This window comes from Sulfurimonas sp., assembly GCF_029027585.1.
Lineage (GTDB): Bacteria > Campylobacterota > Campylobacteria > Campylobacterales > Sulfurimonadaceae > Sulfurimonas.
Genome location: NZ_CP093397.1, coordinates 1,554,842 through 1,573,973 on the forward strand (window position 1 = coordinate 1,554,842; position 19,132 = coordinate 1,573,973).

Below are 19,132 nucleotides of genomic sequence, written 5' to 3' on the forward strand. Positions count from 1 at the left end.
TAAAGGGACCTTGTTCCTTTGCGGGACATAGATGAAGGTTGCCTTCATTTTATAGAATAAAATTAAGGAATAATAATTATGAGTAATGTAATGCGTCAAAAGATGGCAGATTCGATAAGATTTTTAGCAGCAGATATGGTTCAGCGTGCGAATTCAGGTCACCCAGGTGCTCCGATGGGACTTGCAGATATCGCTGTTGTTTTAAGTGAACATCTAAATCACAATCCAAAAAATCCAGATTGGTTAAACCGTGACAGATTGGTTTTTTCAGGTGGACATGCAACAGGTCTTATTTATTCACTTTATTATCTTTGGGGATATGGTTTAGAAATAGATGACTTAAAAAACTTTCGTCAACTAGACTCTAAAACTCCTGGGCATCCAGAGTATGGGCACACAGCAGGTATAGAGATTACTACGGGTCCTCTTGGTCAAGGAATTGCTAATGCTGTTGGTTTTTCTATGGCTTCAAAGTTTATGGGTGCTCAAGTAAACTCAGATGCAGCTTCTTTAATAGACCATAATGTTTACTGTTTATGTGGAGATGGCGATTTAGAAGAAGGTATCTCTTATGAGGCTTGTTCCATCGCTGGACATAACAAACTTGACAACCTAATCCTTATCTATGATTCAAATCGCATTACTATTGAAGGTTCAACAGATTTAAGTATTAGCGAAGATATAACTAAAAGATTTCAATCTCAAGGTTGGGATGTTTTAGAGTGTGATGGTCATAATTTTGATGAGATAGACACCTGTTTTACAACTGCAAAATCAAACAAAAAACCAACTATAATTATTGCAAATACTATTATTGCTAAAGGTGCTGCAAAACTTGAAGGTTCTCATCACGCTCATGGTGCACCTCTTGGAGATGAAATAATCGCTCAAGCTAAAAAAGATGCAGGTTTTGATGCTAGTAAAACTTTTCATGTTGATGAAGATGTACTAATAAGATTTAGATGCGCTATTGAAGAGGGTGATTTGTTAGAAAGAGAGTGGATTCACTCTAAAAAAACTATGCCTTTAATGGAGCAAAACGAAGCTCTAGATGCTTTAGTAAATCATGATTTCTCTCGTATCGAGTATCCTAGTTTTGATAAAGCAGAAGCTACTCGTGGAACTAATGGAAAAATAATGAACGCTATTGCTAAAGGTGTTTCAAGTTTCTTAGGTGGTTCAGCAGATTTAAGTCCATCTAATAAGACTAACTTAAATGGTATGGGCATCTATCCAAAGGGTAGAAATATTTACTTTGGAATTCGTGAACATGCAATGGCATCTATCGTAAATGCTATGGCACTTTATGGTCCACTTATGCCTTTTTCAGCTACATTCTTTGTCTTTTCAGACTACTTAAAACCTGCCGCTCGTATAGCAGCACTTACTGGCATCCAGCAGTTTTTTATCTGGACACATGATAGTATAGGTGTTGGTGAAGATGGTCCAACACATCAACCTATCGAGCATTTATCTCAGTTTCGTGCCTTACCAAACTTTTATGTTTGGCGACCAGCAGATGGAGCGGAAAATATAGAGGCTTGGAAAACAGCTTTAGCTATGAGCAAATCTCCTTCAGCTTTTGTTTGTTCTCGTCAAACTCTTGCAATTCTTCCAAGTGCTGTAAGTGGCGAGGCATCTAAGGGTGGATATTTACTTGCATCTGATGAAAATGCAGTTATTACTTTAATGGCATCTGGAAGTGAAGTTGAACTTGCTCTAAATGTCAAAAAAGCACTAAACGATATTGATGTGCCTGTAAATGTTGTTTCAGTTCCATGTTTTGACCTTTTCATTGAACAAGATAAATCATATATCTCTTCAATCATCAAAGAAGGAACTAAAACGGTTGCTATTGAAGCAGCAAGAGGCTTAGAATGGTATAAACTTGCAGATGAGGTTATTGCAATGGAAGGCTTTGGAGCATCTGCACCAGCAGGTCAGTTGTTTGAAAAATTTGGTTTCTCAGTAGAATCAATTTTAGAAAAAATAAAATAATTATAATATTAATAGATATTTTTATTTTCGGCATATCTTTGATATTTGTTGATAATGAACGCCAAGTGTTAGAGAAACAAAATCTAGAATATAATATGGATACTATTGGCAAGTTCACTAGTATCTTAAGCTCTTAGTCATATGCAGGTCGTGTCATGTGCGACACATAGCCACGCCCCACAGTAAAGTTCTTTATATCTATGTGCTCCATATTTTTCAAGCTGGTCTGTAAAGTTACAAAGCATACCAAGACTAAAAAAAGTAAATTCATTTCTAGAAGACTTAAAGAGCTTAACAAAGGACTTTTTTAAATTATTGTAAAATTAGATGAAATGGGTGCTATATAATTATGCAGTGGTCTCTCGATTGGATTCGTAAAATTACATATAAAGAGTTTAAATGAATATTGAAAAATTAACTATAGAAAATAAAGAGCTTATATCTTTGTGGAGATATGAAGGTGAATATTCTGGGTTTAATTATGCTTTAGAAAAAGATGGCTGGTTAGATTCATATTGTACAAGAGATTCTAAATCTTGTTTTATTGCCAAAAAAAATAGTGAAATCATTGGAGTTTTTTTCTTTATTGAAGAAAATGAAAATGAATTTAGAATCCTTATAAACCCTGGTTTTTTAAATAAAGGTTATGGGAAAACTATTACTTCAAAAGCTATTGATTTAGGTTTTAAAGAACTTCTTTTTACAAAAATATCTTTGATAGTACGAAAAAATCATCCTGTTGCTATAAAACTTTATGAAAAGTTGGGCTTTAAAATTACAGGGGAGACAAACGAAAAAATCAATAATGAGAATATTGAGTTTTTCAAGATGAAAAAATCAATAAACTCATAGTCTTTCTAACAAATTTTCAGTCCACTAGATATTGGTGATGAAATTTCATTTTCATTTTCTAATTCTTTAGTAGCTTGAGTGATATGTTCAACTAAAAGAGTTGCTAAATCATAATCAAAACCTTCTTTTGCAACAACTCTTAAAATGGCTACATCCTCGGCATCTGAAGGAAGTGTATAAGCTGGAACTTGCCAGCCATGGTAACGAAGTTTGTCTGAGACTTGATAAACATTATAAGAAGCTCCATCTTTTAACTTAAATGCTAAAAGAGGCATTTTAATATCTTCTATTATTGACTCACCAATTCCGGATAGATCCAGTCTTTCTTTTAAGTACATTGTTACATCAAAACAAGCTTGATGTATTTTTCTATACCCCTCAAATCCTAAACGAATAAAGTTATAGTACTGTGCAATTACCTGACTACCAGGACGAGAAAAATTTAGTGCGAATGTAGGCATATCTCCACCTAAATAATTCACATGAAAAATCAGCTCCTCTGGCAATAATGACCACTCTTTCCACATTGCCCAGCCAACACCGGGAGCTACAAGACCAAACTTATGTCCAGATACATTAATAGAATTTACCCACTTTAGTCTAAAGTCCCACTCTAGCTCAGGGTCTAAAAATGGAGCAACGAATCCACCGCTTGCAGCATCTACATGAATAGGGATATCATAACCTGTTTCTTTATTATAAACATCAATAAGGTCGTTTAATGTTTTAACATCTTGATACTCACCAGTATATGTTGTACCTAAAATTGCAAGAACACCCATAGTGTTTTCATCACATAATTCAATGGCTTTTGCAGGGTCAAACTTAAATCCATTATTTTGATTCATATTGACAGTTCTCATCTCGATGTCCCAGTAAACACAAAACTTTTCCCAGCAAACCTGTACATCAGAACCAACAACAAAATTTGGTTTTGTTGTATCTTTACCCTGAGCTTTTCGTTTTGCTCTCCAGTTCCATTTCATAGCCATTCCACAAAGCATCGCTGCTTCACTTGAACCAATGGTAGAACATCCACAAGCTTCCTTGTCTGAATTGGTATGACCATGAAATAAGTTAGCAAGCATATTTACACAACGCATTTCAATCTGTGCAGTTTGAGGATATTCATCTTTATCAATCATGTTCTTATCAAATGTTTCATTCATTAGTTGCGCAGCTTCTGGTTCTATCCATGTTGTCACAAAAGTTGCTAAATTGAGTCTTGAATTTCCATCTAACATAAGTTCATCATGAACAATTTGATAAGCATTTCTTGGTGTCATCTCTTGCTCTGGTATATTGTACTTTGGGGCAGGTTTTCTTAAGCCACTAGCACCAAATACTGGATCGTTTTCTCTTAACAAAGATGTCTGAACTTCATCCTCATGTTTTCTTTTATGTAACATTTCTATCCTTTTATCCATTAATCACTAAGTATATCTTGACATAATTTCACTAAATTTAGTGAAATTTAGATTTAAAATAGAAAAATGGAGTTTAAAAAGTAATTGAAAGTACCGTATAGTGATGGTTGAAAAAGTCTTATTTACAACGCCAATTCAAGTTTAAATCTCATAATCTATAGACTGCTTTATTTTTGATTAATCAGATAAACTATTTAAAGTATCTATGATTTCATCCATTTTATTGCTTACTTTATTAACAGCATCAGAGATGCCATTTACTTCCTCAGCATTTTTATTTAAAGTTTCTGAACTATCTGAGATAGACTGAATCAGAACATTGGTAGTAGCTGTTGTCTCGGAGAGACTTTTTTGTGTTCTCTCAGCTAATTTTCTAACTTCATCAGCAACAACTGCAAAACCACGACCATGCTCACCAGCACGAGCTGCCTCAATGGCTGCATTTAGAGCTAGTAAGTTTGTTTGTTCAGCGATATCGCCAATAGTTAGAAGAATCGTTTTCAATTCATTTGCATTTTGAACAAGAGATTGTAGATTATCAACCATTTCATTTTCTTTTTGGGAAACAGAATGAATTCTATCTACAATATTATTTATGCTATCTTTAAACTCAACGATTGTTGTATTTGTAATATTTTCTATTGTGGTATTTAATGTATTTGAGGATTCTATAATTTGATTATTTGAATCTTCATTTTGTTGTTGCAAATCTTCAAGAGATTGACCAAGAATATTAATATTGTTTAATAAATCAGCCATTTTAGCTTCAACGGTTACAGTACTTCTTGTAGTAAATTTACCATCAGAAAAGCTTTGAAGTGTATTGATAGCATTATCCAAATTTTTCTCAGATTCTTCAAGCATTTTATTCATACTATTTCTAAGAACATGAACATACGGTGTTTTTGAATTAGAAGCAATTCTTATAGAAAAATTTCCTTTTGAAACTTTGTCAGCTGTCAAAACCATTTCACCTGCAACTTTTGTATCTTCTTCTATGGATGACTGATAGATTGTTATTATCTTATTAAAGTTTTGTTCTGCTTGTGAAGTTGCATTTTGATTTATAGCTATTTTATTAACATTAAACTTCAGCATTTCTATTAACTGTATTATTTTTTTATTTAAAGTATTAGCTCCCCCAGATGATGGAATATTTTGAAGAGCTATAGCGACACCAACTGTAATTACTGCTGCAATAACCTGAATAATAGTAGAATCTGTTAATAATATAGATGCTATTAATAAAGAAAATGTAACAACAAGTATTATGTTTTTTTGTAATGTATTCATAGATTTATCCTAGTTAAGTGTTTTATATAGTGCTTGGGCATTTGCTATTTCTTGTTTAGAAGGTTTTCTTCTACAAGACATAAATGTTTTTTGATTTGTGAGATCATCATACATAGGATACACAGTTGCAAAAACCCAGTAGTAATCACCATTTTTTGTAGTATTTTTTACATAACCAGTCCATATTTTCCCACTTTTTGCAGTTTCCCATAAGTCTTTAAATGCTGCACGAGGCATATCTTTATGACGAACAATACTATGAGGTTGTCCAATAAGTTCTTCTAAGGTATATCCAGCTATTTTACAGAAATCATCATTTGCAAATATGATTTTACCTTTTTCATCAGTTTGTGATACCAAGAAATCATCACTTTTTAAAACATATTCTTGCATATATTTCCTTTCTAATATTATTGCCGATATTCTAGCATAGTTAAGTATATTGACGAATGTCACCACCTTGTGAAGCATAAAGCATCAGGTTTGCAATATTTACACTTCTGTCACATGAACGCTCTAGTTTACGAAGTGTTCCCAAAACTTTTACATACTCAATAGAAAGCTCTTTTTCATCTATAATCATAGTCATAATTTCTTTTTCTAGTAGGGAAAAAAAATCATCATTTTTGCTCTCTTCAACCATAACTTTAGCATAGTAAGATTCTATATCGCAGTTGTCTAGTTGCTCAAAACATTCTAGGATATACTCTAGCGCAGTTATAGTGCTTTTATGTAGAAGAATTATAGTTGCATCTAGTGGTGTTAAATCACACAAACTAAGAGAATGCTCTTTCATACGATTTGAGTATTTTTTAACACCCACGCCTATTCGTACTATTTCATTTGTCATTTTTAAATAAGCAACTAAAGAACGAAGTTCTTTTGCTTCTGGGCCAAAAAGGGCAAATGTTTTTATAATCTCATTATCGATTATATCGCCTTGCATACTGATATTGGTAAGTTTGCTTTGAACTTTTTTATATAATGATTCATTACTATTTTTGTAAGCATCTAGACTAAGAGAATTAGCCTCTATTATTGTGCTTAATAAGTTTGAAATTGTCTTTCTAATTTCTTCTATTTTAGTATTATATTTTGTTGACATCTAGTTATCCTTTAATTATTTTTTTTAACCGAATTTACCAGTAATATATTCTTCTGTTAGTTTTTCTTTTGGTGTTACAAAAAGCTTTTCTGTACGACCAAGTTCTATCAGTTCACCTAAATACATAAAACCTGTATAGTCACTTACTCTTGCAGCCTGTTGCATATTATGTGTCACTATAATGATAGAAACTCTCTGTTTAAGCTCAACTATTAACTCTTCAATCCCAGCTGTTGAAATTGGGTCAAGGGCAGAAGTTGGCTCATCAAAAAGTAAGACTTCTGGTTCAACAGCAATTGCTCTTGCTATGCATAGTCGTTGTTGTTGCCCACCTGAAAGACCGTTTGCGTCGTGCTTTAATCTATCTTTTACTTCATTCCAAATTGCTGCGTCTCTAAGTGCTTTTTCAACTCTACCTTTTAGTTCAGTTTTATTTTTTATACCTTGAAGTTTCATACCATATGCAACATTATCAAAAATACTCATAGGAAATGCAGTGGGCTTTTGAAATATCATTCCTATATTTATCCTAAGATTGATAAGGTCTTCTTTTGGAGTCAAAATATTTTTATTTTTAAATAAAATTTCGCCTTTATAACTGTTTCCAGCATATAAATCATGCATACGGTTAAAACTTCTAAGAAGTGTAGTCTTTCCGCATCCAGATGGACCAATAAGTGCCGTAATAGAATTTTTTGCTATGGGCATAGTTAGTTTTTTTATACTTGGTTCATCAACTCCAGCATAAGTAAACTCAAAATTTTTAACTTGAAGTGCTTTTTTTTCTGCTATATTTATAATAGTTGCCATTATTTCCCCTTTTTCATAATAAATACTCGTCCGATGATGTTAAGAGTTAAGATAAACATACTAAGTATAAAAGCTGCTGCCCAACCGAGTTTTTGCCAATCTTCATAAGGACTTGTTGCATAGTTATACATAGTTACAGTTAGAGATGCCATCGGTTCACTCATATCTGTATTTAAAAAATTATCATTAAATGATGTAAAAAGTAAAGGAGCTGTCTCTCCAGCTACTCTAGCAACACCAAGTAATATTCCTGTTAATATTCCCACTCTAGCACCACGATAAACTACTTGGATAATTACTTTATATTTAGGCGCACCAAGAGCAAAAGCAGCTTCTCTGAGAGTGGAAGGAACTAACTGAAGCATATCATCAGTTGTGCGTAAAATGATTGGTAGCATTATGATAGTTAAGGCGATAGAACCAGCCCAACCAGAAAAGTGTCCCATAGGAGCAACTACAACAGAGTAAACAAAAGCACCAATGACAATACTTGGAGCAGACATCATAATGTCTGAAATATCACGAATTGTTTCTGCTAATTTTGATTTTTGTCCATATTCACTAAGATATGTTCCAGCTAAAATACCAAAAGGAACACCAATGAGAGTAGCAACTCCAACAATCATAAACTGACCAATAAGAGCGTGTTTAAGACCACTATCTTTATAACCGGGAGGTGCGCCTTCTTGAGTAAAGATGCTAAAACTTAAAGCATCTACCCCGTTGATAACTAAAACACCTAAGATCCAAAATAAAAAACCAATACCAATAAGAGCAGAGATAGTTGATAAAACCATAACTATATTGTTGGCAATTATACGCTTTTTTGTATGAGTCATTAACTTATCCTTTTTCTTCTAAGGAAGTAAAATTTTGCTATTGAGATAATTGTAAAACTAATAACAAGAAGTAAAATAGAAAGTTCAAATAAAGATGAATAGTAAAGGTCTGTATCTGCCTCTGTAAATTCATTTGCTAAAGTTACAGGTATAGAAGTAGCAGGTGCTGTTAAATCGAGCGAGATTTTATGAACATTACCCATAACAAAAGTGACCGCCATAGTTTCTCCGATAGCACGACCTAAAGCTAAAATAAAAGAGCCAATAATTCCAGCTTTTGCGTAAGGGATAACAATATCTTTAATTACATCCCATTTAGTCCCACCAAGCGCATAAGCTGATTCTTTTAAAATATCTGGTGTTGTATCCATAGCATCTCTAGTTACTGCCGCCATAAATGGAAGTATCATGATAGAGAGAACAATTCCTGCAGTTAACATACTTATACCAATACCACCAAAGATATCTCGAATAATAGGTACAAAATAAAAAAGTCCCCACATACCGTATATAACAGAAGGGATAGCAGCAAGAAGCTCTATGCTTACTCCAACAGGAGTTTTAATTTTTTGAGGAGCTAATTCACTCAAAAATATTGCTACACCAATAGCAAGTGGAACAGCCAATAGCATTGCTAAAAAAGTCGATACAACAGAACCATATATAGCAGGTAAAGCACCAAATTTTTCTAAGTTAGGAGCCCATTTTGTGTCAGTAATAAAATCAAATCCTAAAGCCTGTATGGAATCCATAGATTGGTTAAGTAAAACTGTAAAAATCCCAGCAACTAAAAAAAATATAGAAATAGCTATGAATTTAGTTAAAGAGGCGAATATATTATCTATTATTTTTGTCAAAAAAATGTTTCTCCCTTTTTTAAGTCTAGAAGTATAAAAAAGTTTGGTTACAAAGAGATTACTAAGAGTATTAGGAGTATAATTATTGTATATAGCTAATAGGGAAGATTAATGGAAATAAAGAAAAATAGTATGTTTGAAGTAGATGGGAGTGTTGTTTCTTTAGAAGAGTTGATAGAAGGTTATCAAAAATCTAAAGTTAAAAATAAAAAAGCAACTAAGAGTAAAGCTGATTTAAAAAGAGCAGATGAGCAAAAATTAAAGCCTTATCAGGCGGAACTTATAAAATTACAAAAACATCTTGAAGTTAATAACCAAAAAATGATTATTCTTTTTGAAGGTAGAGATGCTGCTGGTAAAGGTGGAACTATACGAAGAGTTACTAGATATATGGATGAAAAACATTATCGTGTTGTAGCACTTGGTAAACCAACAGAAGAACAAAAAACTCAATGGTTTTATCAAAAATATATACAATATTTTCCAGTTGGTGGAGAGATAGTTCTTTTTGATAGAAGTTGGTATAACAGAGCTATGGTTGAGTCAGTATTTAATTTTTGTACAAAAAAAGAATATGATGATTTCATGAGAGGTGTTAAAGGCTTTGAAAATGATTTAGTTCGTCAAGGTATCATACTTGTTAAACTTTATTATAGTGTTACAAAAGATGAGCAGGCTAGAAGATTTGAGAGAAGAAAAAATGACCCTCTTAGACAATGGAAGCTTAGCGAGATAGATATGCAAGCTCAAGAAAAATGGGACGAGTTTACTACAACAAAGTACAACATGATAAAGCAAACGCATTCTCATAGAGCACCATGGACTATTATCCGTTCAAAAGATAAGATAAAAGCTAGACTAGAATCTTTAAAAGTGATACTGCATGCAGTTGATTATGAAGGTAGAGAAGATTCTCTTAACTATGCACTTGATCCTAGAGTCGTTATATCGGGAGCAAGAGAGATAGAGATTATGGATGCGCAAGTATCAAGTACAGGTAAATTTATAGGTTAAAAGGAAAGTTAAATGGCAAAGAGTAAAGAGAGAAATAAAGAAAGAAGAACGAAAAATTCAGATAGAAGATCAGTATCAAAAAAAGAAGGTAAAGTTCAGATTTGGGTTAAAGAAGAAAAACTGGCTTATGAAAAAGAGCTTTCTGAACTTCAAGTTGAACTTTTGAAATTTCAAAACCATGTAAAAGATAAAGGTCTTAAAATTCTTATGATATTTGAAGGTCGTGATGCTGCTGGAAAAGGTGGAACTATCAAGAGAATTACAGAACATCTAAATCCAAGAGGGGCAAGAGTTGTAGCACTAGAAAAACCTAGTGATAAAGAGACTTCACAATGGTATTTCCAAAGATATGCAAAGCACTTACCAAGTGCAGGAGAGATGGTACTATTTGATAGAAGCTGGTACAACAGATCTATGGTTGAACCTGTTATGGGTTTTTGTACAGAAAGACAACATCATAAATTTTTAAAAGATGCTCCAGAGTTTGAAAAAATGATAGTAGATGAAGGTATTCAAATATTTAAATTTTATTTCTCGGTATCAAAAGATGAGCAGGCAAGTAGATTTAAAGCTAGAGAAACAGACCCACTAAAGCAGTATAAACTATCTCCTGTTGATAAAGAGTCACAAAGACTTTGGAATGAGTATTCACTTGCTAAGTTTATGATGTTAAGTGCAACTCATACAGAAGCTGCTCCTTGGACTATTGTGAAAAGTGACAACAAGAAAAAAGCTAGAATAAACTGCATCAAACATATCTTAAACTTTGTTGATTACCCTGATAAAATAAGTTCAAAAAAGATAGAGATAGACAAAGAAATAATAGTTTATGGAAGAGATGAAGCCATTGCAATGGAGAAAAGATTTAAGTTTTCACTTAAGAAGTAAATGACATCGTAATCTAACTGTAACATAGTAATTTTATACTTTCGCATCTTAAAATGAAAAGGTACGAAAATGTTAAATAAAATACTTAGCGTTGCAGTAGTTGTAGCAGTTGCTTTTAGTTCATCAATAGCGGCTGATAAAATAAATGGAGCGGGGGCATCTTTTCCTGCTCCTGTATATTATGATTGGGCATATAGTTATAAAAAAGATACTCAAAACCGCGTTAATTATCAGTCTATTGGTTCTGGTGGTGGAATCAAGCAAATTACAAAACGCATTGTAAATTTTGGTGCATCTGATAAACCTCTTAATTCTAAAAAATTAACTTCGTCAAAACTTTTACAATTTCCAGCAGTTATTGGTTCAATAGTTATAGCTTTTAATGTTAAAGGCATTGCTGATGAAACTTTGAAACTATCAAACGAGGTTGTTGCAGATATATTTGCAGGTAAAATTACTTCATGGAATGATTCAAAAATTACTGCTAATAATAGTGGTTTAAATCTTCCAAATCAAAAAATCATAGTTGTTCATCGTTCAGATGGAAGTGGTACAACTTATAACTTCACTTATTATTTAAGTGGCAGTTCAAAAAATTGGAAAAATAATTTTGGAACAGGTAAAGCAGTTGATTGGGCAGTAGGAATTGGCGGAAAAGGAAATGAGGGTGTTGCTAACTTAGTTAAACAAACTCCATATTCTATAGGTTACATAGAAAATGCGTATAAAGAGAAAAATCACCTATCTGCTGCAATATTAAAAACAGCAAATGGAAAATGGGTAAAAGCAACTGAAGCAAACTTCAAAGCTGCTGCAAAGTATGCAAGTTGGACAAAAAAAGATAATTTTTATGCGATGTTAGCTCTTCAACCTGGAGATACTTCTTATCCTATTGTTGCGGCTACTTTTATTTTACTTCCTGTTGAAAAAGTAGAAATGAATAAAAAAGTCATAGCATTTTATGATTATGCTTTTAAAAATGGTGATAAATCAGCTAAGAAGTTAGGATATATTCCACTTCCAGAGGCTACTAAAAAAATGATTAGAGAGTATTGGGCAACTAATATAAAATAATTATGGTTCTTGCATCTTGAGAATGCAAGAACCTTTTTATGAGTTAAAACTTTTAAACCAATCATCAGGTCTATTTGCCAAAGGGTTTTGTCTATTAAACTCATCTTCATCAAGAGAAAATCTAAAATTTTTCATATATTGTTGTATGGTTTTTATATGCCTCATTTACCTCTTTAAATTTATCATCATTTCCATTTTGCATATCAGGATGATATTTTTTTGATAGCCTAAGATATTGGTTTTTTAACTCATTATTTGTCATTCGTGTTACTATATTCAAACTATCAAGAGCTTGCTCAAAATCTGCATAACGCATAACTATCCTTGTAATAAAGATGTAATATATAATTTGTATAATAGCATAACAAAAAAAAGGAATCTAAGAAATGAAAAAAATCGTTTTATCAGCATTAACTGTGTTAACAATAGGTACAGTCGGTGCAACAGCAGGTGATATTAAATTATATTCAAATAAAGATGGACAAGTTTTTACAACGGCTGGGGAAGGTCGAACAGAGTTGAGAAGTTCTAGTACAAAAGTTTCTGCAAAAGCTTCAAAATTAAAGTTTAGTGGCACGCATTATTTAGGTTTTATTAACAAAAATATGAAAGAAGGTGATAGTACAAATAACTTTGAAATGCGTCGAAACTACCTTCAAGTTAAAGCGTATTTGTTAGAAGACCCTAAAAGTTATCTTCGTGTTACGCTAGATGCAACTTATACAAATAAAACTGCTAATGGTGAAGGTCATGCAAATGTATATGTTAAATATGCGTATCTTTATCTAAACGAAGTTCTACCATTTACAGGTGTTGAATTTGGTATGGTTCACAGACCTTGGATTGATTATGAAGAGCATCAAGGTTGGTGGATGCGTTCAATCTCTAAAGTTTTTGTAGAAGCAAGTGAAGCTGGTCATTTAACAAATTCTGCTGATTTAGGTTTCAATTTTAAAACAAAAACTGATTATTTTACATCTGAGCTAGGTATATTTAATGGTGAAGGTTACCATGGATCAAATGATAATGGTGGAGCTAATGATGAAGAGATTGGTGATGGTGTTTCAGCTGAGTGGAGATTAACAGCATCTATACTAGGAAATGGAAAGAAAAAAAGAAAACCTTTAAAAGACAATTATTTTGATGCTTCTTTCTTTGGTCAATATAATATGCAAAACTCTCATAATGCAGATGCAGCTGGAAAGTTAGCAGATTATAAATTTTATGGTCTGCATACTGTTTACAATATGCCATCTTTTTTAATTGCCGCTCAATATGTTAAGTCTGAGAATGATAGAATTGATAGCACAACTGACTGGAATGGACAAGGATACTCTGTAAATGGTACTTATCGTATAGGCGATAAAAAACAATTTTCTGTAGTTGCTCGTTATGATAGATGGGAAAATAAAGACACGGTTAGTAATGATGTAACTTCAAAAGAAAACAGTTATATCTATGGTCTTGCTTGGCAACAAAACAAAAATGTAAAATGGCTTCTTTCTGGTCAAACTTATGATGTTGAAAATTCAACTAACAAAGACTGGACATCTGCAATGATAACTGCTGAGGTTCACTGGTAAGATTTAAGGTCCATTTTTATGGGTCTTATTTGATTTATATCATCCTTAAAAAAAGCTATAATATATCACTAAAATTTCTACTTATAAGGTGGTACTAATTATGTCAACAGCAACATATCCTGATATTTTTAAAGAGTTAAAAGATGAAGTTCGTGCAGCTGGTCTTTTAGAGCGTATTCCTGTTCGTGGTTCTATTGAAATGATATTAACAATGCTTAGTATGGTTCTATTTTATACAATCGTTGTAAATTGGCAAGCGATGGAGTTAGGGGCATTTTCTGCTTTCTTTTTGGGAATATTTTTAACGATTATTTTTACTCGTGCTGTATTTATCTCTCATGATATTTTACATACTCAGTATTTTAAAAATAAAACCCTTTCTTTTAAACTTAGTTATCCATTTTCTGCTTTTATATTAAGTAATTCATCTTCTTGGTAGGATTTTAAACATAATATTAATCATCATACTTGGTGTAATGTTCCTGATAAAGATGAAGATATACTTGCAATGGACGGAGCTTTTACAAAAAATCAAAAAGGTTGTAGTCCTTTTTTAAGAAGTATAAAATATCTTATTTTTTGGGGTGCAATGTTCTTTATGTATCCCGCATTTATAGCTCAATCATATAGCTTCGCGGTTAGGAAAAAGAAATATGGTGAACTTGCAATGATGCTTCTTCACTGGCCTATTATATGGGGTCCTATATTCTATTTTATGCCATTTGCTAGTGCAATTACAATTTTTATCACTCTTTATATAGTTTTATCTGGCTGGCTTGCATTTGGTTTTATAACTAATCATTTAGGTTGTGAAGTTTTTGAAAAAGAAGAGAGTGAATCACTTTCATGGATGGAGTTACAAATGAGAACATCTCGTTCACTTATTGGTGGAAAATTTGTTCATTGGTTTTATGGTGGTTTAAACACTCAAATCGAACATCATCTATTTCCAAAAGCACCAAGATTTAATCTTTTAAAAGTACAAGAAATGACAAGAGATTTTGCTAAAAAACATAATATTGCATACTTTGAAGCAACACCAATTCAAGCTTATGTTCAAATAAATAATGTTTTAAAAGAGTATTGATAATAAAAAGAGAGAGTGCAGACTTAATAATAATTAAGTCTGCTGAGTTATGTTTTAAAGAGCAGGATTAAATTCCATCTACACGAAGTATTTTATCTTTTCCAACCATTAAATTAACGGTCATACCGATTCTTTTGAAAACGCTTTCTTGTCTGTACTCAATGTTATGTTTTAAACAAATTTCTTTTACAAGAGGTTGCATTTTTTGTTGGTAAGATTGAGGCGTATTTGGAAATAGGTGATGCTCAATTTGGTAGTTTAAGAAACCATGTGTAAAGTCTATTAAATCTGTTCCAGTATTGTAATTTACACTTCCCATAATCTGTCTAAGGTAGAACTCTCCTTGAGATTTATGTGGCTCTGAAAACTGGTAAATATCTCCTGCCGAGTGGTTTGGTACGATTACTAAAAATGAGTGAAGGTTTGCATATACTTCTGCCATTACTAATATAATTAAAGCACTTACAACAGCAGTCCAACCAAGTGGTAAAAACAGAAGAGGCATAGCTACAAACTGAAATAATCCATAAGGTAAATAGAAATCTTTCCAAAGTTTTCTTCCTGTTTGAGAAAATGGAAGATAGTTATACTCATCAGTTTCTGGTAACTTATTTTTTCTTCTTTCTTTATTATTTAAAATTCTCATAGTATTTGGAGCATAGTATGTGGGTTTCCAAACACAGGCAAAAGCATAAACAAGAACCTTTTTAGACCAAAAAGGAGCTGGAAAGTTTATGAGCCATTGAAGATTTTTTTCAACATTATCTGGATCATCGTCTTCTCCTAAATGATAATGGTGCATAATATTATGCTCATATTCCCATGCATCAGGTTTTATCCAGTCAAGCCAATCGATATATCGTCTAGCTCCTCTAGCGTAACCTTTTTTCTTATACTTTAATGGAATGTTTGGAACTTTATCATAAGCACCATGTAAAATAGGATGAGTTATATCTGCCCATCTTGTTACATTTCCAACACCTACAAGAATTGCTGCAATAATACCCAATGTCCAAAAACCAAATGCTCCAAGACCAATAGAAACTTCAAGAGCAGTTACTAGATATATCATAAAGAAACCAGCAAATGTAGCACCTCTTGACCAGCGTTCAAGTTTGAGTAGATGCTGAAAGTCTTTTTCTGATACTGGACCAAGTTTTTCTTTAATCTCTTCTATATCTTTTTGAAGTAAGTCTTTATCAATATCTTCATATTTTGCATATATATGATTAGCAGGTAGTGCTTCGAATATTTTAGTTGGAGATTCATCTTCTACCTCGTTGAAAATATGAGTTTCTTCATTTGCTTCATCAGCCCAAATAGCTTCTTGTTTTTCAACTTCTAAGGCTTCTTCAGTTGAAACAATAGCATCTCTGTCTTCTCGTTGTTTAAGAATTTCATCTAATGTTTTCTTTGGATTTTGTGACAAAATTTGCCCCTTTTCATTAAGTGGATTTATAATTCATATTATATGGAAAAATACTTAAGGGCACCTCTAAAAACTATTGTTAATAAATAATAAACATCAATTTGGATAAAATAGCAATAATTTATAAAGCAACGCTTAATTGGAGATTTTAATGGATGCAGCCAAATATATTTGGATGAATGGAGAATTTGTAGCTTGGGAAGATGCTAAAATACATGTACTCTCCCACACGCTACACTATGGAAATGGTGTAATAGAAGGTACTAAAGCTTACAAAACTGAAAAAGGGTATGCAATTTTTCGTTTAAATGAGCATACTACAAGATTAAAAGAATCAGCAAAAATGACTCTTATTGATATTCCTTATACAGTTGAGGAGATGAATAAAGTTCAAATAGAGTTAATTAAAAAGAATGAGTTTGAAGGAGATAATGTTTACATTAGACCTTTTGCATTTTTAGGCTATGGAGTTATGGGTGTTTATCATAAAGATGCTCCTGTTGAAACTGTTATGTCAGCTTGGGAATGGGGTGCTTATCTTGGTGAAGATGGGCTTAAAAATGGAATTAGGCTTAAAATAGCATCTATGACACGCCCAGCCAATACTTCAAATATGGGTAAAGCGAAAGCATCTGCTAACTATTTAAACTCTCAAATGGCTAAATTTGAAGCTATTGATTGTGGATATGATGAAGCACTTCTTTTAGATGACCAAGGTTATGTAGCAGAAGCGAGTGGAGCTTGTTTTTTTATGGTTAAAAATGGAGAATTAATTACTCCTCCAAATGATAACTCTTTAGCATCTATAACTCAAAAAATGGTTATAGAAATGGCTGAAGATTTTGGTATAAAAGTAACTCGTAGAAGAATAACAAGAGAAGAGGTTTATGTTGCAGATGAAGCATTTTTAACAGGAACAGCAGCAGAAATAACTCCAGTAGCAAATGTAGATGCTAGAGATATTGGCTGTGGTTCTCGTGGAAAAATGACTGAAAAAATTCAGAGTACATATTTTGATATAGTTTTTGGGCGTAATAAAAAATACGAACATTACTTAACATATATAGATTAGGAAATAAAAATGAAAGAGGAGAATATTTTAATGGCATCAGATATGAATGATTATTTTAACAAAAAAAAGAGCGAGAGTGGTGGATTTGGAAAAAAATCTAGCGGTGGTTCAGGTGGTGGCAGTGGTCCACAAATACCAAAAATTGATTTAAATTTTGGTGGAGGTAAAGCGGGGATAGTTTATTTTATTGTTGCTGTTATTATCATGTTAGTTTTAGCAAAACCTTTTACTATTGTTGAAGAGGGACAACGCGGTATTTTAAGTACAAATGGTAAGTATCAAGACCAAGCACTTCTACCGGGACTTCATTTTATCATTCCTGTTATTCAAAGAGTATATATTGTAGATACAAAAGTTCGTATTATTAACTATGCTTCTCGTATTGAAGCAACAGGTGGTCAATCTGGAATAGGATCTAAACCAGCTATTACAGTTCTTGATAAGCGTGGTCTTCCTGTTTCTATTGAGCTTACTGTTCAGTATAGACTTAACTCTCAGTTTGCAGCACAGACTATCTCTAACTGGGGCTTTTCTTGGGAAGATAAAATTATTAATCCTGTTGTAAGAGATGTAGTTCGTAATGTTGTTGGTAAGTACGATGCGGAATCGCTTCCACAAAAAAGAAATACTATAGCTGATGAGATTGAAACAGGAATCCGTAATAGTGTTAGTGGACTTAAAAATTCTCCAGCAGACTTACAATCAGTTCAACTTCGTGAGATTGTTTTACCTACTAAAGTAAAAGAACAAATAGAAGCGGTTCAAATAGCAAAACAAGCTGTGCAAAAAGCAGAACAAGATGTTCAGCGTGTAAAACAAGAAGCATTGAAGCGTGCTGCAGAAGCTGAAGGTATAGCTCAAAAGAAAAGAATCGAAGCACAAGGTATAGCAGATGCTGTAACGATTCAAGCAGATGCAAAAGCAAAAGCAAATATATTGATTTCAAAATCATTAACAACTAAACTTTTACAGTTAGAGCAGATGAAAGTTCAAGGTAAGTTTAACGATGCTCTTAGAGATAATAAAGATGCAAAAATCTTCTTAACTCCTGGTGGTTCAACTCCAAATATTTGGGTTGATATGAAAAATGCTAAACAGAGAACTACGGCGCGTTAATGAGTGTAGATGCTATCTTAAATAGAGTAGATTGGCAAAAGTCTGAACTTTTGCCAGTTATCATTCAAGATGAAAAAAATAGTGAAGTTTTGATGATGGCTTATATGAATAAAGAAGCACTAGAACTCTCCCTTACTACAAAAATAGCGCATTACTTCTCAAGAAGTAAACAGCGCATCTGGAAAAAAGGTGAGAGCAGTGGACATATTCAAAAAATACACTCTTTTCATATAGACTGTGATAATGATACTCTTCTTTTAAAAGTAACGCAAGAAGGAGTAGCTTGTCATACAGGCAGGCGTTCATGCTTTTTCACAGAACTAGAAAGTGGAGATGTAACAGCTGATGTAGAAGTTAGCTCAGAGGCTCTTTATGGAGTTATAGATACACTATATCATACTATACAAGAGAGAAAACTTGCGGATCCAACAACTTCATGGACAGCAAAATTAATCAGTAAAGGTGACAATACAATTTTGAAAAAAGTTGTAGAAGAAGCTGGTGAGTTTAGTTTTGCATACAAAGATGATGATGAAGCTGAGATGATTTATGAAGCGGCAGATTTGACTTACCATATGTTGGTTGCTCTTGCTGTAAAAAATATATCCCCAGATAGAATTAAACAAGAGTTAGCAAGAAGATTTAACATGAGTGGAATAGCTGAAAAAAATTCTAGAGAAAACTAAGT

At 32.8% G+C, this 19,132-nt stretch carries 20 protein-coding genes; 11 read left to right on the forward strand and 9 right to left on the reverse strand.

Annotation, left to right across the window (positions count from 1 at the left end):
* Nucleotides 1-78: 78 nt before the first annotated feature.
* A complete protein-coding gene (gene tkt, locus MOV50_RS08145) occupies nucleotides 79-1,998 on the forward strand; it encodes a transketolase (protein WP_321777415.1) in 1,920 nt (639 codons plus the stop codon).
* 399 nt (nucleotides 1,999-2,397) lie between these two features.
* Nucleotides 2,398-2,850: a GNAT family N-acetyltransferase gene (locus MOV50_RS08150; RefSeq protein ID WP_321777416.1), complete on the forward strand. Its 453-nt coding sequence runs from the start codon at nucleotides 2,398-2,400 to the stop codon at nucleotides 2,848-2,850.
* Between the two features lie 5 nt (nucleotides 2,851-2,855).
* On the opposite strand, the gene MOV50_RS08155 is transcribed toward MOV50_RS08150, so the two are convergent.
* The 7 genes from MOV50_RS08155 to pstC all read right to left on the reverse strand — a co-directional run bounded on the left by MOV50_RS08155 (nucleotide 2,856) and on the right by pstC (nucleotide 9,181).
* Nucleotides 2,856-4,259 (reverse strand): glutamate decarboxylase, encoded by a 1,404-nt coding sequence (locus MOV50_RS08155; protein WP_321777417.1) that lies wholly within the window; start codon nucleotides 4,257-4,259, stop codon nucleotides 2,856-2,858.
* A 195-nt stretch (nucleotides 4,260-4,454) separates the two neighbouring features.
* Nucleotides 4,455-5,570, reverse strand: a complete 1,116-nt coding sequence (locus tag MOV50_RS08160; protein WP_321777418.1) for a methyl-accepting chemotaxis protein — start codon at nucleotides 5,568-5,570, stop codon at nucleotides 4,455-4,457.
* Nucleotides 5,571-5,579: 9 nt separating this feature from the next.
* Nucleotides 5,580-5,963 carry a PAS domain-containing protein gene (locus tag MOV50_RS08165; protein WP_321777419.1) on the reverse strand — a complete coding sequence of 128 codons (384 nt, stop codon included), beginning with the start codon at nucleotides 5,961-5,963 and terminating at the stop codon, nucleotides 5,580-5,582.
* 40 nt (nucleotides 5,964-6,003) lie between these two features.
* The gene (locus tag MOV50_RS08170) at nucleotides 6,004-6,675 is read right to left on the reverse strand and encodes a phosphate uptake regulator PhoU (RefSeq protein ID WP_321777420.1); all 672 of its coding nucleotides are present in this window, start codon (nucleotides 6,673-6,675) and stop codon (nucleotides 6,004-6,006) included.
* Between the two features lie 24 nt (nucleotides 6,676-6,699).
* Nucleotides 6,700-7,485 (reverse strand): phosphate ABC transporter ATP-binding protein PstB, encoded by a 786-nt coding sequence (pstB, locus tag MOV50_RS08175; protein ID WP_321777421.1) that lies wholly within the window; start codon nucleotides 7,483-7,485, stop codon nucleotides 6,700-6,702.
* Nucleotides 7,485-8,324 (reverse strand): phosphate ABC transporter permease PstA, encoded by an 840-nt coding sequence (pstA, locus tag MOV50_RS08180; protein WP_321777422.1) that lies wholly within the window; start codon nucleotides 8,322-8,324, stop codon nucleotides 7,485-7,487. The genes pstB and pstA overlap by 1 nt, the downstream gene beginning before the upstream one ends.
* A complete protein-coding gene (gene pstC / locus MOV50_RS08185) occupies nucleotides 8,324-9,181 on the reverse strand; it encodes a phosphate ABC transporter permease subunit PstC (protein ID WP_321777423.1) in 858 nt (285 codons plus the stop codon). Before pstC ends, pstA begins: the two co-directional genes overlap by 1 nt.
* 111 nt (nucleotides 9,182-9,292) lie before the next feature.
* Here pstC and ppk2 (MOV50_RS08190) point away from each other — a divergent pair, with 111 nt between their 5' ends.
* The 3 genes from ppk2 (MOV50_RS08190) (at nucleotide 9,293) to pstS (ending at nucleotide 12,157) form a co-directional block, all read left to right on the forward strand.
* Nucleotides 9,293-10,195 carry a polyphosphate kinase 2 gene (gene ppk2 / locus MOV50_RS08190; RefSeq protein WP_321777424.1) on the forward strand — a complete coding sequence of 301 codons (903 nt, stop codon included), beginning with the start codon at nucleotides 9,293-9,295 and terminating at the stop codon, nucleotides 10,193-10,195.
* 12 nt (nucleotides 10,196-10,207) lie between these two features.
* Nucleotides 10,208-11,083, forward strand: coding sequence for a polyphosphate kinase 2 (gene ppk2 / locus MOV50_RS08195; protein WP_321777425.1), 876 nt, complete (start codon nucleotides 10,208-10,210; stop codon nucleotides 11,081-11,083).
* 69 nt (nucleotides 11,084-11,152) lie between these two features.
* Complete coding sequence (gene pstS, locus MOV50_RS08200) at nucleotides 11,153-12,157, forward strand: phosphate ABC transporter substrate-binding protein PstS (protein ID WP_321777426.1); 1,005 nt, start codon at nucleotides 11,153-11,155, stop codon at nucleotides 12,155-12,157.
* A 121-nt stretch (nucleotides 12,158-12,278) separates the two neighbouring features.
* Here the strand turns inward: pstS and MOV50_RS08205 are convergent, their stop codons facing one another.
* A complete protein-coding gene (locus tag MOV50_RS08205; protein WP_321777427.1) occupies nucleotides 12,279-12,473 on the reverse strand; it encodes a DnaJ domain-containing protein in 195 nt (64 codons plus the stop codon).
* A 70-nt stretch (nucleotides 12,474-12,543) separates the two neighbouring features.
* On the opposite strand from MOV50_RS08205, the gene MOV50_RS08210 reads away from it, so the two are divergent.
* From MOV50_RS08210 to MOV50_RS08220, 3 genes are all read left to right on the forward strand, one after another.
* Nucleotides 12,544-13,740, forward strand: a complete 1,197-nt coding sequence (locus MOV50_RS08210) for a hypothetical protein (RefSeq protein WP_321777428.1) — start codon at nucleotides 12,544-12,546, stop codon at nucleotides 13,738-13,740.
* A 100-nt stretch (nucleotides 13,741-13,840) separates the two neighbouring features.
* Entirely contained in the window at nucleotides 13,841-14,179 is a 339-nt protein-coding gene (locus MOV50_RS08215) for a hypothetical protein (RefSeq protein ID WP_321777429.1), read from the forward strand.
* Between the two features lie 15 nt (nucleotides 14,180-14,194).
* Complete coding sequence (locus MOV50_RS08220; RefSeq protein ID WP_321779650.1) at nucleotides 14,195-14,827, forward strand: fatty acid desaturase; 633 nt, start codon at nucleotides 14,195-14,197, stop codon at nucleotides 14,825-14,827.
* A 67-nt stretch (nucleotides 14,828-14,894) separates the two neighbouring features.
* On the opposite strand, the gene MOV50_RS08225 is transcribed toward MOV50_RS08220, so the two are convergent.
* Nucleotides 14,895-16,256: a fatty acid desaturase family protein gene (locus MOV50_RS08225; protein ID WP_321777430.1), complete on the reverse strand. Its 1,362-nt coding sequence runs from the start codon at nucleotides 16,254-16,256 to the stop codon at nucleotides 14,895-14,897.
* A 151-nt stretch (nucleotides 16,257-16,407) separates the two neighbouring features.
* Here MOV50_RS08225 and MOV50_RS08230 point away from each other — a divergent pair, with 151 nt between their 5' ends.
* The 3 genes from MOV50_RS08230 to hisIE are packed head-to-tail and all read left to right on the forward strand — an operon-like array spanning nucleotide 16,408 to nucleotide 19,130.
* Nucleotides 16,408-17,328: a branched-chain amino acid transaminase gene (locus MOV50_RS08230; protein ID WP_321777431.1), complete on the forward strand. Its 921-nt coding sequence runs from the start codon at nucleotides 16,408-16,410 to the stop codon at nucleotides 17,326-17,328.
* Nucleotides 17,329-17,358: 30 nt separating this feature from the next.
* The gene (locus MOV50_RS08235; protein ID WP_321779651.1) at nucleotides 17,359-18,444 is read left to right on the forward strand and encodes a prohibitin family protein; all 1,086 of its coding nucleotides are present in this window, start codon (nucleotides 17,359-17,361) and stop codon (nucleotides 18,442-18,444) included.
* Nucleotides 18,444-19,130, forward strand: a complete 687-nt coding sequence (hisIE, locus tag MOV50_RS08240; protein ID WP_321777432.1) for a bifunctional phosphoribosyl-AMP cyclohydrolase/phosphoribosyl-ATP diphosphatase HisIE — start codon at nucleotides 18,444-18,446, stop codon at nucleotides 19,128-19,130. Before MOV50_RS08235 ends, hisIE begins: the two co-directional genes overlap by 1 nt.
* Nucleotides 19,131-19,132: the final 2 nt, after the last annotated feature.